Source organism: Desulfuromonas sp. DDH964 (genome assembly GCF_001611275.1).
Classification (GTDB): domain Bacteria; phylum Desulfobacterota; class Desulfuromonadia; order Desulfuromonadales; family DDH964; genus DDH964.
Genome location: NZ_CP015080.1, coordinates 3866801 through 3881008 on the forward strand (window position 1 = coordinate 3866801; position 14208 = coordinate 3881008).

Consider the following 14208-nt stretch of genomic DNA (forward strand, 5'->3'; position numbering starts at 1 on the left):
CACCCTGCTGCCGACCCGAATTTCTCTTGACAGCGGGACCGCATTTCGTTATATACATGCTTCCGTTCGCCCAGATAGCTCAGTCGGTAGAGCAGAGGACTGAAAATCCTCGTGTCGGCAGTTCGATTCTGTCTCTGGGCACCAGACGCCAAAAGGGCCGTGGATTTCCACGGCCCTTTTTTTGTCCCACCGTATTTGCCGAGAGTTTCCCTTCCCCGCTCCCAATCGAAGTCTAGCCGCCGCGAATCTTTTGTTTGAGCGCAGCGACGACCTCCTTGACCGTCTCCTCAGCCAGATACTTGACGCCAATTTCGACCGTCGTCGATTGCCGGCTGGCAACATCATAGAACTCCAACCGATACCCGACCTCCATCTCAACCCCACGTGCCGGCGCGATGTAGGTGCGACGGTAAAGAATTGTGCCGAAGAGAATTTTTCCCGGGGCCCGGCTCAGGCCCAGATCTGCTTGCAGTTCAGCCGCGGTTTTGCCGCGCAGTTGCTGGGCCGTCTTTGCGGCGTGGTCATAATTTCGTTCCAGGTAGAGCTCGCTCTGAAAGAGCCCGGCATCGCGCAGGGCGTCGGAGAGGTTGGCGGCATCTTCCCCGCGACAGATGTAAAAGGCGGCGGCGGTCTTGGCAAAGGGGCCAAAGACCAGGAGCGGCCCATCCCCCTTGAGGTCGGCGAGGTCACCCTGCACCACCTTGAATTCCTTGACGCCGTCGGTCATGGCCGTCATCTGTCCGAAAATCGGACCGCACCCGGCCAGCAGCAACAAGCTCAGTCCCACCAGAATCCGCTTCATACTCAACACCCCTTGCAGAGTTTATGGCAGCTCAGGCAATCGTCGTCCGCCTTGTGCCGCAACAGGTTGGCCGTATCGTGGCAGCCCCGACAATCGCTGGGGGTCGCCGCTTTGAGGTGGTCTGCAGTCGGCATGCGCCGGGGTGCATAGAGGGCAACCCGTGCCTCACACCCTACCAGCACCAGAAAGAGGATCAGGAAAGACAACCGATACATGAATGTTCCTTTCACCAAAGAAGTAGGTCGCTGCGACCCTCGGTTCTGTAGCATAGCAATGCCCCTGAAAATCGCAATCGGTCAGAGAAATTTCGTCCCGGTTCGGCCATTCCGGCGCGAGGGTCTCAACTGAACAGCAGCTTGAGGGCAAAGACAAAAACCGTCAGGGCCACCACCTGCTTGATCCAGTCATGCCCCTTTTTGACCGCCATGCGGGAGGCCACCCAGCCCCCCGCCGAATTCCCGGCGGCAAGCGCCAGACCGAGCGTCCAGTTGACCTGGTCGTGGGCCATGAAGACCGCCAGCGCCGGGATGGTGAAGATCAGCACTACGATGATTTTCACCACGTTGGTGCGCACCAGATCGATGCCGTGCAAGACCAGCGCCGGGATGATCAGAAACCCGACTCCGGCCTGGACAAAACCACCATAGATGCCGATAAAAAAGAAGGAGGCCAGCAGCACCGCACCGCGACCGGGCGTCATCACCAGTTCCTCGACGCGGCGTTTTTTCATCGGGTCGACCAGGGTCAGGACCAGGACGCCGAGCATGATCCCCGCCAGCAGGCGCTGGAACAGACGCTCGTCGATATCGACGGCGAGCCGGGCCCCGAGATAACTGCCGGCAATCGCCGGCAGGGAGCAGAAGAGGGCCAGGCGCCAGGGGAAAATCCCCTGGCGGCGAAAGGAGGTGATGGCAAAAATATTCTGGCACAAGACCCCGACCCGGTTGGTGCCGTTGGCAACCGCTGCCGGCAGGCCGAGGAAAATCAGCAGCGGCAGGGTCAGTAGTGAACCGCCGCCGGCCAGAATATTGAGGAAGCCGGAGATGAAGCCGACCACCAGCAGGGCCACGATCTGAAACGGCAGTCCGCTCATGGGGTCGCTCCTTCACCAAGCAGGCGCCGCAAGACTTCACCGGCCATCATCAATCCGAACAGGGGCGGGACGACCGAAGAACTACCGAGGGGCACCCGGCGCTGCTGGTACTCCTCGGCACCGGCGCCGCGCGGGGCACGGCCTCCACCATTGCCGGCGAGGGGCCGGAACTCTTCACTCGAATAGACCACCGGGACGCCGCCGTCAATGCCGCGCCGGCGCAACTCCTTGCGCAGCACCCGGGCCAACCGGCAGATTCGGGTCTGGGAGAGATCGGCAAGGGTGACACGGGTCGGGTCGATCTTGTTGGCGGCACCCATCGAAGCGATGATCGGCAGGCCGCGTTCGACGCAGGTTTGAATCAGGTGGAGCTTGGCGGTGATATTGTCGATACAGTCCAGGACAAAGTCGTAGCCCGGGTCAAGGAGTGCCGCGGCATTCTCCGGTCCGTAGAATTGCTGGACGGCGCTGATATCAGCGTCGGGATTGATGGCCCGGCAGCGCTCGGCCATCACCATGGCCTTGGGGCGACCGACGGTCTCCTCCAGGGCGTGCAGCTGGCGATTGAGATTACTGAGCGCCACCCGGTCGAAATCGACCAGGGTGAGGCGACCAATGCCGCCGCGGACCAGGGCCTCGACGGCAAAACTGCCGACCCCGCCGAGGCCGAAAACAGCGACCGAGGCCCGGCTCAGACGCTCACGCCCGGCGGCGCCGATCAGCAGTTCAAGGCGGGAAAAACGCTCTTCGTCGCTCATCAGGTACCCTGAAAATTGTCAGCAGAAAGGAATATCTATTCGTCACCCAGCCGGAGTACCCGGCGGGCATTGGCGGAGGTAATCATTGCGGTCTCGCGTCGTGACCAGCCCCGCAACTCGGCAACCCGGGTCGCCACCAACCCGAGCCATTCAGGACGGTTGAGCTCACCGACGTGGGGCCAGGGGGCGAGGTCCGGCGCATCACTCTCCAAGACGATCGCCTCGGCCGGGAGATGCGGCAGCACCTCCGGCCCCCGGCGCGCGTTGGGGTAGGTGAGCGGACCGCCAAAACCGAGGACCAGGCCGAGATCGAGAAACCGCCGGGCGACCTCGATACTGGAATTGAACCCGTGCAAAATACCGCCCGCCGGGAGAGGCTCCTCTTGTTCCAGCAACGCCAGCAGCCGACCGATGGCACGACGGCTGTGCAGCAACACCGGCTTGGCAAAGGCACGGGCGAGTGCCAACTGGTCGCGAAAGGCCCGCTCCTGGTCAGCAACGGCGGGCATTCCCGGGCTGCCGTCGAGGCCGATTTCGCCGATGGCGACCACCTGCGGTTCCCGCAGCAGCAACTCCAGTTGCTGCCGGGCCATGCCGTCCCAGGAAGCGGCGCACCGGGGATGAAGTCCCGGTGCGGCATAGGCACCCTCCACCTGGCTCACGATTCGCAGAAGCTCCGGCCAATCGCTCGGAGCGACACCGGGAACCAGGAATCCCGTGACACCGCCAGAACGGGCGGCCAGCAGCATGTCCCTGCGAGACGCTGGCGCCACAAGAAGATCGAGGTGGATATGGGTATCGAATAACCCGGCTGAGGCCGTCATGGCGAGACTCTAGCACAGGAAACCGGCCCAGGGAAAGGCACTCCAACGATTCCCGCTTGCGCTGCAGGGAAAACTGTGTTAAGAGCTAAAGGGTCGATTTTACATCAAAAAATTCCAATCGAAGGTTTCGACATGAGCCAGACTGCAAGCAAGCGAATTTCGTTTTTGCATAAGATGCTGGTCGTAACCCACGCCACCGGTCTCGTCGCCGGCGGCATCTTTCCCCTGATCGTGGCCCCGATCATCGGTCCATCCGCTCTCACCCTCCCGTTTGTTCTCAGTTGTCTCGCCATGGGCTTCGGCTTCGGCGCCTGCCTCTTCCAGTTCGTGCGCGTCACCCTCAAGTCCCAGTTGCGGCAGCAGCTGGAGTTGTTGCGCCCCTTGACGGGCGATATCCACCACACAGGAAATACCATTGAGGAACTGAACCAGGCCCTGCAAAAGTCCGTCACCGCGGTGGAGACCTTTGTCCGCAGCCTGCTCGCGGCGATTGATGAATTTGTTCCCCATTATCGTACCCTCGCCGCATCCAGCAGCTACCTGTTGGAACGGGCGCGGGATGGTCTGAACGCCGCCCAGGCCACCCGCAAGGATGTCGAAGCGATGGGCGAGAAGCAACAGGATATCGCCGCGCAGATGGAGCTGCTCGCCGCGCGGACCCAGGACGAATCGGCGCTCTCCCGGGAACTCTCCGCCTCTCTCGAGGAGATGGCCGGGGCCATGGAGCATTCCAACGCCCAGTTCCTGGAAACGACCACCAGCGTCGACGAGATGGCCTCCAGCCTGCGGGAAGCGGCCGACCAGTCCAACACCATCGCCCGCAGCGTCGAGATGACGGTACGCGATCTTGACAGTATCGGCGAAGCATTCGTGCAAATCCGCAGCGGCGCCTCGGCGAGCGCCAAGGCGACCGTCGCCGTTCAGCACGACGCGGAGAACGGCCTCCAGGTCGTCAGCACTTCCCGCGATGAAATGGTCCGTATCGAAGCCGAGAGCCTCAAGGCGACCGAAGCGATGGCCCGTCTTTCCCACCAGACCGGGGAGGTCGCAAAAATCATCGGTGTCATCCGCGACCTGGTCTCGGATACCGAGCTGCTCGCTTTCAACGCGGCGATCATTGCCGCCCAGGCCGGCGAGAACGGCAAGGGTTTTTCGGTGGTGGCCGAAGAGATCCGCGATCTCGCCGACCGCACCACCAGCAGCGCCCAGGATATCCAGCAGATCGTCAAGGCGATCGGAGGCGATACTCGCGAGGTGACGGCAGCCATCGCCGCCACCGGCCAGCGGATTGCCCGGGGCAAGGAACTGAGCCGCGAAACCGGTGAGGCGCTGGCCAAGATCGTCGACAGCGCCCGCCAGGCGGCCAGCTCCTCAGAAGAAATCGTGCAGCTGACCGGCGCCCAGGAAGAACGCGCCAGGGAGCTGCTCAACGGTGCCGGGCAGGGCCTGCGGTCGGTCAAGGCGGTCGCCCGGGCGATCCAGGAACAGCAGCTGGCGATCAACCGGATCCAGCAGGGGGTGGGGCAGATGAAATCGGCGGCCGACCAGGTTGCGCGGGGGATGGAAGAACAGGTACGCGCCAATCGCGAATTCGACAAGGGGCTGGCCGGCCGGGAAGGGCAGATTCAGACCGTCGATGCCGCCATCCGCTTCCAGTCGGGGACTGCGGAACGCATCTTCCAGCACTTCAATACCTCTGAACAGCGCCTGCGGAGCAACTCGGAAAAGGCCGCCGTGATCACCGATGAAATTGCCGCCATGGAAGTCCTCACCACACGGTTGCGGGAACTGGCCGAGCACTTCGAGGGATCATCGCCAAGGTGAGGTTCCGCCCTGATTCAAGGCAAGGACCGGAAACCATATATATGAAAAGGCGGATTTAATTCTTGTCCTCTTCTGCCGGCTGTGGTATAGGTCGCGTCGTTGGATGCAAAAGAACGACAGCGCCTGCTAGCGGGAGAATCAGGAATGAAAATCACCCACACCACCTCCGGGACCTGCTCACGCTTTATCGATATCGAGCTCGACGGAGAGATCATCAAGGAAGTGAACTTTATCGGCGGCTGCGCCGGGAACACCAAGGGGGTTGCCGCACTGGCCGCCGGCATGCCGGTCAAGGAGGTCATCGCGCGCACCAAAGGTATCGTCTGTCGCGGCAGGACCAGTTGTCCCGACCAGCTCGCCCAGGCCCTGGAGAATTTGACTCTGCGCCTGGCGATGTGACCGGGCAGACCCGAAAAAGCAGCGGCGCATCCCCTTAAGAGGATGCGCCGTTTTTGTCTGTTGCGTCGCCATTGGAAGCTAAGCTTTGGCCCCCTGGTATTCCTTGGGCATAATCTGGCCACTCGGCATCATGTCGTCCTCGGGTGGCGCACCGTTCGCCTTGCGGTACTTTTTACGCTCACAATCGTCCATCTTGGCCCCCTTGCAGTAGGCCTTGATAAACCCGCGGCAGGCGAGGTCGAGAGAGTTTTGGTACTTGCGGAAAAATCCGCAGCTGGCGAGCAGTTCACATTCCATGGTGGGACTCCCTTCAAAGGCGGTTAATGGGAGCCAATCTAGGGTGAACTGCCTTGATCTGTCAATCTTTTTCCTGATTAGCCCTAATTCTCAGCTGAGGGGCGAGAGCGCTTGGGCATCCAATATGTAGGGGCCCCATTGTTCAATTCATCGCTACGGCTTGGGCTCTTGTAGGGGCGATCCGCATCAAGCTGAGAATCGGACCTAATCAGGATCTTTTTTGCCTTTTCCACGGAATTTTTCCGTGGATTAATCAGTAACTTCCTGAAAACATTATCTCCTCAATAACCGGTCAACGATCTCCGCGGTCTCCATGGTCATGCGGCGGCAGTTCTGCCTGTGTTCCCGGCTCATCCAGGCGTACCCTGCCGAGAGCCCCTTGCAGCAGGTGATCCGGTTGCGTGCCTTGAAGGCAGCCACCAGCTCCCCGGCCCGTTTGCGCTGGCCGCGCAATCCGAGCGCCATCACTCCCCCCGAGACCGCGCCGCAAAGACACTTGCTGCCGCCAATCCCGGCGCCAAAGGCACCTGCGATTTCCATCAACTGCGGATTCTCGTTGCCGGTCGTCGCCTGCAGCACGGCAAGAGCACAATTCATTCCGCCATCAAACAAACGCCCGGCCCGCTCGCCTGCCGACTCGACGACAGGCCGCGGAACCTTTTTTTGCCGCCATCTCCAGAACACGTCCCGTTCTCTCCTTCTCCACTCGTCGCTCGTGGCGAACTCCATCTTCCTCCAATCCAATGGTGAGGGTCAACCCTCCCTTACCCCCAGTTTGCGCAGGATGGTGATCATCGGGCACCAGTTGGTGAAGGCGCTCTGGAAGAGGTTGAGACCGACGAAGGCGGTGAACCAGAGCCAGTTCGGGTTGTGAAAATGAGCGAGCAGCACACTCAGCATCACGAAGAAGCCGGCGATCAGACGCAGGTAACGGTTTACGGTCATGACTGGTATCTCCTTGCATGTTGTTCGGCTTTCTTGCCGTAGACGAGCCAATAGACGACGGGGATCACGATCAGGGTGAAGGCGGTGGACGCGAAGACGCCGAAGATGATCGACCAGGCGAGGCCGGAGAAGATCGGGTCGAGGGTGATGATCCAGTTGCCGAGGAGCGCGGCTCCGGCGGTCAGCAGGATCGGCCGCAGGCGGACCGCGCCGCTTTCGATGATCGCCTCCTTCAGCGGCATCCCCCGCTTCAGGGCGTGGTGGATGAAGTCGATGAGGATGATCGAGTTGCGCACCACGATGCCGGCCAGCGCGATCATGCCGATCATCGCCGTGGCGGTGAAAAAGACCGGGGTGTCATACCCCCCCACCGGGCGGTTGGCGATCAGGTTGAGCAACCAGAAGCCGGGCATGATGCCGATCATGGTCAAGGGGATCGCCGCCATGATGATCAGCGGCATAACCATCGAGCCGGTCTCGATCAGCAGCAGGATGAAGATCAGCACCAGGGCGGCGCCGAAGGCGATCCCCAGGTCACGAAAGACATCCAGGGTGATCTGCCACTCCCCTTCGCCATTCCAGACCACCCGGGTGCCGGTCGGCAACGGATTGGCCTTGAAATGGCTGGAGAGATTGAGGATGGCATTGGCCGGGCTCTTGCCGGCCATCTCCCCGGTGACATAGACGACCCGTTCGAGGTTCTTGTGAAAGATGGTCGGTTCCAGGCGCTCCTCGACAAACCGGCCGAGCTCGGAGAGGTGGACCAGCTTGCCGCCCTGTCCGCGCAGGGCGAGAGCGCCGAGGTCGGCAGCAGCAGAGCGCACAGCGGCAGGAAGGCGGAGCAGGATCTGCAACGGCTGGCGCTCGCTGTCGACATGCACGGTGCCGGCAACCTCGCCGCCAACGGCGAGGGCCAGGGTCCGGGCGATCTCGGCGGTGCTGATCCCCGAAAGGGACGCCTTCTCCTTGTCGGGGAGAAAGGTCAGCCGGCGTTGCGGCGCCTCGACCATATCATCAACATCGACCACCCGATCCTCGCTCTCCATCCGCGCCCGGACCAGCTTTGCCGCGGCAATCTGGTCGCCGTAGCTGATTCCCGCATCGGCGTAGACCTCGGCAGCCAGGGTCGAGATGACCGGTGGTCCGGGGGGGACTTCGACGATCTTCAGATTGACGCCGTGGGCCCGGGCGATGCGGGTCAGGTCATCGCGCAGGCGCAGGGTCAAGGGGTGGCTCTGCTGGGCGCGAAGGCTCTTGGGGGCGAGGTTGACGCGAATATCGGCAACATTCTCGCCGCGGCGCATGTAGTAGTGGCGGACCATGCCGTTGAAATCCATGGCGCTCGCCAGGCCGACATAGGCCTCGAAATCGGTGACCTCGTTGACCGTCCCCAGGTAATCCTCCAGGGCACGGACCGCGGCGTCGGTCGTCTCCAGGGTCGTCCCTTCCGGCAGGTCGAGGACGAGCTGAAACTCGTTCTTGTTGTCGAAGGGGAGCATCTTCATCGGCACCAGGTTCAGCACCGGCATCGCCATCGAGCCGAGCAGCAGGAGGACCACCGCCGCGACCAGCAGCCAGGCCTTGCGCCGCGAATCGATGAAGGGTTCGAGAATCCGCCGGTAGATCCGGTAGGTGCGGCTCTCCTCGAGGACAAACTCATGCCCCCCCTTGCCATACTGCCCCTTGAGGAGATGGTAGCTCATCCACGGGGTCACGGTAAAAGCGACCAAAAGCGACATGATCATGGTCAACGGCAGGTTGAACGCCATCGGCCGCATGTAGGGCCCCATCATGCCGGTGATGTAGAGCATCGGCAAGAAGGAGAGGATGACGGCGAGGGTCGCCAGGATCACCGGCGGCCGCACCTCGTCCACCGCCGACAGCACCGCATCCCGCGGCGGTTCCTTCTTCATCTGGAAATGGCGGAAGATGTTCTCGACATCGACGATCGGGTCATCGACCAGCAGGCCGAGGGCCAGGACCAGGGCGAAGAGGGTCACGCGGTTGATGGTATAGCCGAACCAGTAATTCACCAGCAGCGTCAGCGAATAGATGATCGGGATCGACACCGCGACGATCAGCGCCTCGCGCCAGCCGAGGGCGAAAAAGACCAGGGCGAGGACCGTGACCACCGCGATGATCAGGTGGGTGATCAGCTCGTTGACCTTGTGGTTGGCGGTTTCGCCGTAGTTGCGGGTAACCCGGACCTGCATCTCATCGGGGATGATCGTCCCCTTGAGGTCATCGACCGCCCGGATCACCTCTGCGGCGACAACGACCGCATTGGTCCCCTTCTTTTTTGCCACGGCGATGTTGACCGCCTGATACTCGCGCCCGGCCGCGGCGGCTTCGGCATCGCCGGCCGGTCCGAAGCGCAGGCGGGTATAGCTGGCCGCCTCGGCCGGACCATCCTCGATCCGGGCGACTTCACGCAACTGCACCGGGCGCTGGCCGACCACGCCGATGACCAGGTCCCCCACATCCCGCGCCGAGCGCAGGAATTCTCCGCCGCGCACCAGCAGGCTCTGGTTGCCATTCTGGAAGTCGCCAGCCGGCAACTCCAGGTTGGCGCCATCAAGGGCCTGCCGGACGTCGAGCAGGCCAAGGCCCCGGGCGGCCAGGGCCTGCGGATCGAGAGCCACCCGCAGCTGCCGCGGCCGTCCTCCGATGACCGTGGTCACCGAGGTATTTTTGACCGATTGCAGGCGATCGACCACCTCCTCGGCGACGCGGCGGAGCTCGAAATCCGAGGCCTGGTCGCTGTAGAGGCTCAGATTGACGATTGGGACGTCGTCGACCTCCACCGGTTTGACCACCCAACCGGTTATCCCGGCAGGAATTGCGTCAATATTGGTCTGCACCTTGTTGTGCAGCTTGACCAGCGATTCCACCCGGTCTTCGCCAACGAAAAATCGGGCCGTAACCACCGCCAGGTCGGGCTTCGACATGGAGTAGACATATTCAACGCCATCGACCTGCCAGAGCAGCTTCTCCAGCCGGGTCGAGACCTGGCGCTCGACCTCCGCCGCACTGGCACCCGGCATATGCACGTAAATATCGGCCATCGGCACGACAATCTGCGGCTCCTCCTCCCGCGGCGTCAGCGCCAGCGCCGCGGCACCGGCCAGCAGCGCCAGCAGGATGAGGATGACCGAGAGGTTGCCATCGAGAAACCTGTCGACGATCCGGGTCGCGAGGGAGAGCTTTTTGGCCATGCTAGCCCTCCACGCGCGCGCCGTTTTTGGCCCGCTCCACGCCGTCGACAACGATCTGCTCACCCCCCTGCAGTCCGGAGAGGATCTCCACCCGGTCGTCCAGCCGCCGTCCGAGCCGCACCAGGCGGAAGCTTAAGCGCCCTTCGGTGACGAGGTAGACTCCGACCAGCTGGCCCCGTTCCACCAGCGCCCGGGCCGGTACCAGCAGGGCAGGCGTCATCACGCCCGGCGCCTGCACCCTGGCAAAGAGGCCGGCGGAAAGCCCGGGCGCCGGATCGAGATCGAGCTTGATTTCAAAAGAACGGCTCCGGGGGTCGGCGCTGGCGACGATTTCCCGTAAAGTGCCCGCTATCCTCTCCTGCCGTGCCGGAATTTCCACAACCAGCCGTTCGCCGACCTGGAAGCGTCCCGCCAGGGACTCGGGGATCGCCGCCCGCACCCGCCACCCCCCCTGGCGATCGAGGGTCAGCAGCGGCATACCCGGCAGCACCGTACTCCCCACTTCAACCTGGCGTTCAATCACCTGGCTGTCATAGGGAGCAAGGATTCGACTCCAGCCGACCGCCTTTTCCGCCGCAGCCTGCCCGGCGGCTGCCTGCTGCACCATCCCTTCCGCGCTCCTGACGCCCTGGCGGGCCTGTTCCAGCCGGGCATTGATGCTGTCCATCTCCTGCCGGGTGACCGCCTGGGCGGCAAGCAGATTCGCGTACCGCTGCTGGGTCTTCGCTGCCAGCTCCAGTTCGGCGCTGGCCGCGGCGAGGTTCCCCTCGGCCGCCGCCAGCGCCGCCGTCGCCTGGTGCAACTGGTCACTTGCCTGGTTGTCGGCCAGGGTCAGCAGCAGCTCGCCCCGACGCACCTGATCCCCGGCATTGACCTTGACCTCGGCAACGCGGCCGGCGATACGCGCCGCCAGCACCCCGCGGTCAAAACTCTCGACGCTGCCGACAAAGCTTTCCCCCTGGGCGATGGGCTCGCTGGCCACCCTCGCCAGGCCGAGGCCAGTAATAACCGGGGCCTGGGCCGTCGTCCGCCCGGGTTCGATCTGTTCGCCGCAACCGGTCAGCAAACCGAGCATCACCACCACTGCACACCAGCTTCTCACCGTTGAACCTCCTTGCCCGGAAGCATCATTTTCAGGAAGAGACCCTTCTGCAATTGCACATTCCCCCGCGCCAGCAGCATCTGGCCGCTGGCCCTGACCAGGACAGAGCGTGCCTGGTCGAGGGCGGCCTGGCTCGCCAGCAGGTCGGAAAGGGGCGAGAGGCCATTTTCATAGCGCTGCAGCAACAACCGCTGGCTCTCTTCCGCCGCGGCCACCGCTGCCTGCGCCGAATCGCGCTGCAGCTGTGCTTCGTTGGCCCGCAGCTCCGCCTCGCGGGTCTGCAGGGCGACGGCGCGGCGCAATTCTTCCGCCTGGAGCCGGGCCGCCCGCTGCTGAGCCGCCGTACGCTCGATACTCCCGGATCGGCGCAGCCCGTCGAAGAGTTCCCAGGTCAGGCCGGCGCCGACCTGCCAGCTCTGCGCCTCGCTGCCGAAGGGGATCTCCGGGTCGTGCCAGGCATAGGACGCTGTCACCCCCAGGCGGGGCAAATAGCCAGCCCGGGACTGGCGCCGGGCGAGCTCGGCGGCTTTAGCCTCGGCCAGCGCGGCCTGCAGGTCGCCGCGGGGCTGTGGCACACTATCAGCTGCGACCGGTAGGTCGGCAACGACCAGGGGCCGGGCGATACCGACCTCGCCGCCGTCCCGACCGATCGCCAGGGCGAGGCGGCGCCGGGCCAGCTGCAGATCGTTGGCAGTGCTCATCCGGAGCCGTTCGGCCTCCGCCAGGCGCACCCGGGCCTGCAGCGTATCCGAGCGCAGGCCGAGGCCGTTCTCCTCCCGCTCTTTTGCCAGCCGCACGGTCTCGCGGACCTCGGCCAGGGAACTCTCGACCGCCGCCAGCCCGGCCTGCGCCTGCTGTACCTCCAGGTAGGCGGCAAAGGCGGCAAAAGCGACCTGCTCCTCGGTCCATCCGGCCAGGGCAGTCGCCGCCCGATAGCCGGCCTCGGCCCGGTCAAGACCGTAACCGACATCGGGGTTGTAGAGGGACTGCTCGAGAGTAAGGCGGGTTTCAAAATCATGCCGTGTCTCCGGATGGTTGTAGGGATCAGCGGTCGGGCTGAGGACGAGGCGCTCCTGGTTGAGGGAAATAAAGAGGCTCCCCCCCGGCTCGTTGGTCGCCTGATACGATTCCTTCAGGTTCAGGTGGGGCAGGTAGCCACTCCGCGCCTCGGTCACCGCCGCCCGCGCGCCGGCTGCCTGCTGGCGCGCGACCTCGGCCAGCGGCCGCTGTGCCACGGCCGCAGCAAGCGCCTCCTGCAGATCGACACTCTCGGCATGGCCCAGGCCCGTAACCAGCAGGAGCGGGAGCAGCATCAGGCACATTAACGTGTTTTGCATGGCAGCACACCTCGGGTTGCTATATTCGGAAAGATATATATATTGATTTCTCGCTAAATGTCAAGGCCTTCATCGTCCGAGTGTCAGTTCTACCCGCCTTGCCACCACCCACAACAGATTAAACCTAGCTTACTTTTACGCCAGCGCAACGACACCCAGCCGGCCGGATCCTCCTTTCCTGCCACGGGCACAGCTGGCCAATTTCTCCTTGACCGCCCCCTATCCCTTGGCTATCCTGCGCACCAAATTCAATTAAAACGAACTTAATTCCCCGCCAAGGAGACACCATGAAGCGACTCGGTCTCGTCCTGATCCTCCTGAGCCAGATCCTCCTCGTGACCGGGTGCCAGCAGGAGACCCCACCGCCCCCGACAAAACCAACCACAGGAGCACCGGTCACGCCGGTCGCCGAAAAACCGGCCAGGGACCCTTTGGCCGACTGGCAACCGGCCTTCGATCCGAGCCAGGCCGAATTCACCTATATCCTTTCCAACATCGACCATCCGGCGATCGCCGGTATCGCCGTCGGTTACCGGATCCGGGATCGGGTCTGGGAACGCTCCAAGGGGCGGCTCTACGTTGATTTCCGGCCGCTGGCCCAGCTCGGTGGCGAAAAAGACGTCATCGGCAAACTGAAACTCGGCGCGGTGCAGGGAATGCTCTGCTCTTCGGTCGCCGCGGCCAACCTCGCCGACCGCCTCGGTATCGTCAGCCTCCCTTTTGTGATCGACAGCTTTGACAAACTGGAACAGTTTCGCACCACGCCCGAGCTGTGGGCGCCATTCCGCGATGCCGCTCTCGGCCAGGGGATCATGGTCGTCGACTTCACCGGCTACGGGACCTATGGCTGGGCCACCACCGAACCGGTCGCCAGCATGGCCGATGCCAGAAAAATCAATTTTCGCGTCGCCCAGGCCCCGGTCAATACCGATATCTACAAGGCCTGGGGTCTGAAATTTACCGTCATGCCCTGGCCCGACGTACCCCAGGCCCTGCAGACGGGAGTGATCAATGGCCTGGACCACACCCCCATTGTCTGCAATATCACCCACAAGTTCGACGTCGCCAAATATTTCACCCGCCTCGATTATGCCCAGGGGTTGTACATCCACCTGGTGAACAGGCGCTGGTTCGACAGCCTGCCGGCCGACCTGCAACAGATCCTGCTGGAGACGATCACGGAAGAGAGCACCCAGGCACGCTACTTGACCCGCCAGCAGCAGGAGCAGGAAATAGCTGCTGCCAGCGCAAATGGCGTCACCTTCCTTGCCCCGGCACCGGAAACGCGGGACGAGTTGCGGAAACTTTCGCTTCCGGTCTACGAGAAATGGGGAGAACGGATCGGTCGTGACTACCTGCAGCAGGTCCGGGAAACCCTTGACCGGGGATCGAAGTGAGCGGGAAATTCCCGCCATCCATTTGATCTCCCCAAATAGAAAGTTCAGGCCGGCAAATTTTTGCCCCCTGGGGCGCAACACCGCGGGGAAAAATCGGTTCAGGTCGGGATGAATCAAGGGAAAAAGCTTTGATTACAAACAGGGTTTGTACTAGTATAACAGGCTCATTCCTCCGGCTGAAAAGCCTTGCGAATTCCCTTCAAGAAGGAGAGCCC

14 protein-coding genes and 1 tRNA gene are annotated in these 14208 nt (G+C 62.9%); 4 read left to right on the top strand and 11 right to left on the bottom strand.

The window, feature by feature from the left end:
• Window positions 1–68: 68 nt before the first annotated feature.
• A tRNA-Phe gene (locus DBW_RS17610) sits at window positions 69–144 on the top strand.
• Between the two features lie 88 nt (window positions 145–232).
• Here the strand turns inward: DBW_RS17610 and DBW_RS17615 are convergent.
• From DBW_RS17615 to DBW_RS17635, 5 genes are all read right to left on the bottom strand, one after another.
• On the bottom strand, window positions 233–802 hold the full coding sequence (locus tag DBW_RS17615) for a hypothetical protein (protein WP_066729450.1): 570 nt from the start codon (window positions 800–802) through the stop codon (window positions 233–235).
• A 2-nt stretch (window positions 803–804) separates the two neighbouring features.
• Window positions 805–1017 carry a hypothetical protein gene (locus DBW_RS17620; RefSeq protein ID WP_066729452.1) on the bottom strand — a complete coding sequence of 71 codons (213 nt, stop codon included), beginning with the start codon at window positions 1015–1017 and terminating at the stop codon, window positions 805–807.
• A 125-nt stretch (window positions 1018–1142) separates the two neighbouring features.
• On the bottom strand, window positions 1143–1895 hold the full coding sequence (locus DBW_RS17625) for a sulfite exporter TauE/SafE family protein (protein WP_066729454.1): 753 nt from the start codon (window positions 1893–1895) through the stop codon (window positions 1143–1145).
• Window positions 1892–2653: a tRNA threonylcarbamoyladenosine dehydratase gene (locus DBW_RS17630; RefSeq protein ID WP_066729456.1), complete on the bottom strand. Its 762-nt coding sequence runs from the start codon at window positions 2651–2653 to the stop codon at window positions 1892–1894. The genes DBW_RS17625 and DBW_RS17630 overlap by 4 nt, the downstream gene beginning before the upstream one ends.
• 35 nt (window positions 2654–2688) lie before the next feature.
• Window positions 2689–3477, bottom strand: a complete 789-nt coding sequence (locus DBW_RS17635; RefSeq protein WP_082820431.1) for a TatD family hydrolase — start codon at window positions 3475–3477, stop codon at window positions 2689–2691.
• Window positions 3478–3609: 132 nt separating this feature from the next.
• Here DBW_RS17635 and DBW_RS17645 point away from each other — a divergent pair, with 132 nt between their 5' ends.
• Together DBW_RS17645 and DBW_RS17650 are read left to right on the top strand one after the other, a co-directional pair.
• Window positions 3610–5301, top strand: a complete 1692-nt coding sequence (locus tag DBW_RS17645) for a methyl-accepting chemotaxis protein (protein WP_066729462.1) — start codon at window positions 3610–3612, stop codon at window positions 5299–5301.
• A gap of 144 nt (window positions 5302–5445) precedes the next feature.
• Entirely contained in the window at window positions 5446–5700 is a 255-nt protein-coding gene (locus DBW_RS17650) for a TIGR03905 family TSCPD domain-containing protein (protein ID WP_066729464.1), read from the top strand.
• Between the two features lie 78 nt (window positions 5701–5778).
• On the opposite strand, the gene DBW_RS17655 is transcribed toward DBW_RS17650, so the two are convergent.
• The 6 genes from DBW_RS17655 to DBW_RS17680 all read right to left on the bottom strand — a co-directional run bounded on the left by DBW_RS17655 (window position 5779) and on the right by DBW_RS17680 (window position 12596).
• Window positions 5779–5997, bottom strand: a complete 219-nt coding sequence (locus tag DBW_RS17655; RefSeq protein WP_066729466.1) for a hypothetical protein — start codon at window positions 5995–5997, stop codon at window positions 5779–5781.
• A gap of 273 nt (window positions 5998–6270) precedes the next feature.
• Complete coding sequence (locus DBW_RS17660; protein ID WP_197463681.1) at window positions 6271–6594, bottom strand: C-GCAxxG-C-C family protein; 324 nt, start codon at window positions 6592–6594, stop codon at window positions 6271–6273.
• A 156-nt stretch (window positions 6595–6750) separates the two neighbouring features.
• Window positions 6751–6942, bottom strand: coding sequence for a YgaP family membrane protein (locus DBW_RS17665; RefSeq protein ID WP_066729471.1), 192 nt, complete (start codon window positions 6940–6942; stop codon window positions 6751–6753).
• Window positions 6939–10157 carry an efflux RND transporter permease subunit gene (locus DBW_RS17670; RefSeq protein WP_066729473.1) on the bottom strand — a complete coding sequence of 1073 codons (3219 nt, stop codon included), beginning with the start codon at window positions 10155–10157 and terminating at the stop codon, window positions 6939–6941. Before DBW_RS17670 ends, DBW_RS17665 begins: the two co-directional genes overlap by 4 nt.
• Window position 10158: 1 nt before the next feature.
• Window positions 10159–11259, bottom strand: coding sequence for an efflux RND transporter periplasmic adaptor subunit (locus tag DBW_RS17675; RefSeq protein ID WP_157471936.1), 1101 nt, complete (start codon window positions 11257–11259; stop codon window positions 10159–10161).
• Complete coding sequence (locus DBW_RS17680; protein WP_082820432.1) at window positions 11256–12596, bottom strand: TolC family protein; 1341 nt, start codon at window positions 12594–12596, stop codon at window positions 11256–11258. Before DBW_RS17680 ends, DBW_RS17675 begins: the two co-directional genes overlap by 4 nt.
• Before the next feature lie 287 nt (window positions 12597–12883).
• Here DBW_RS17680 and DBW_RS17685 point away from each other — a divergent pair, with 287 nt between their 5' ends.
• Entirely contained in the window at window positions 12884–13993 is a 1110-nt protein-coding gene (locus tag DBW_RS17685; protein ID WP_066729483.1) for a TRAP transporter substrate-binding protein, read from the top strand.
• Window positions 13994–14208: the final 215 nt, after the last annotated feature.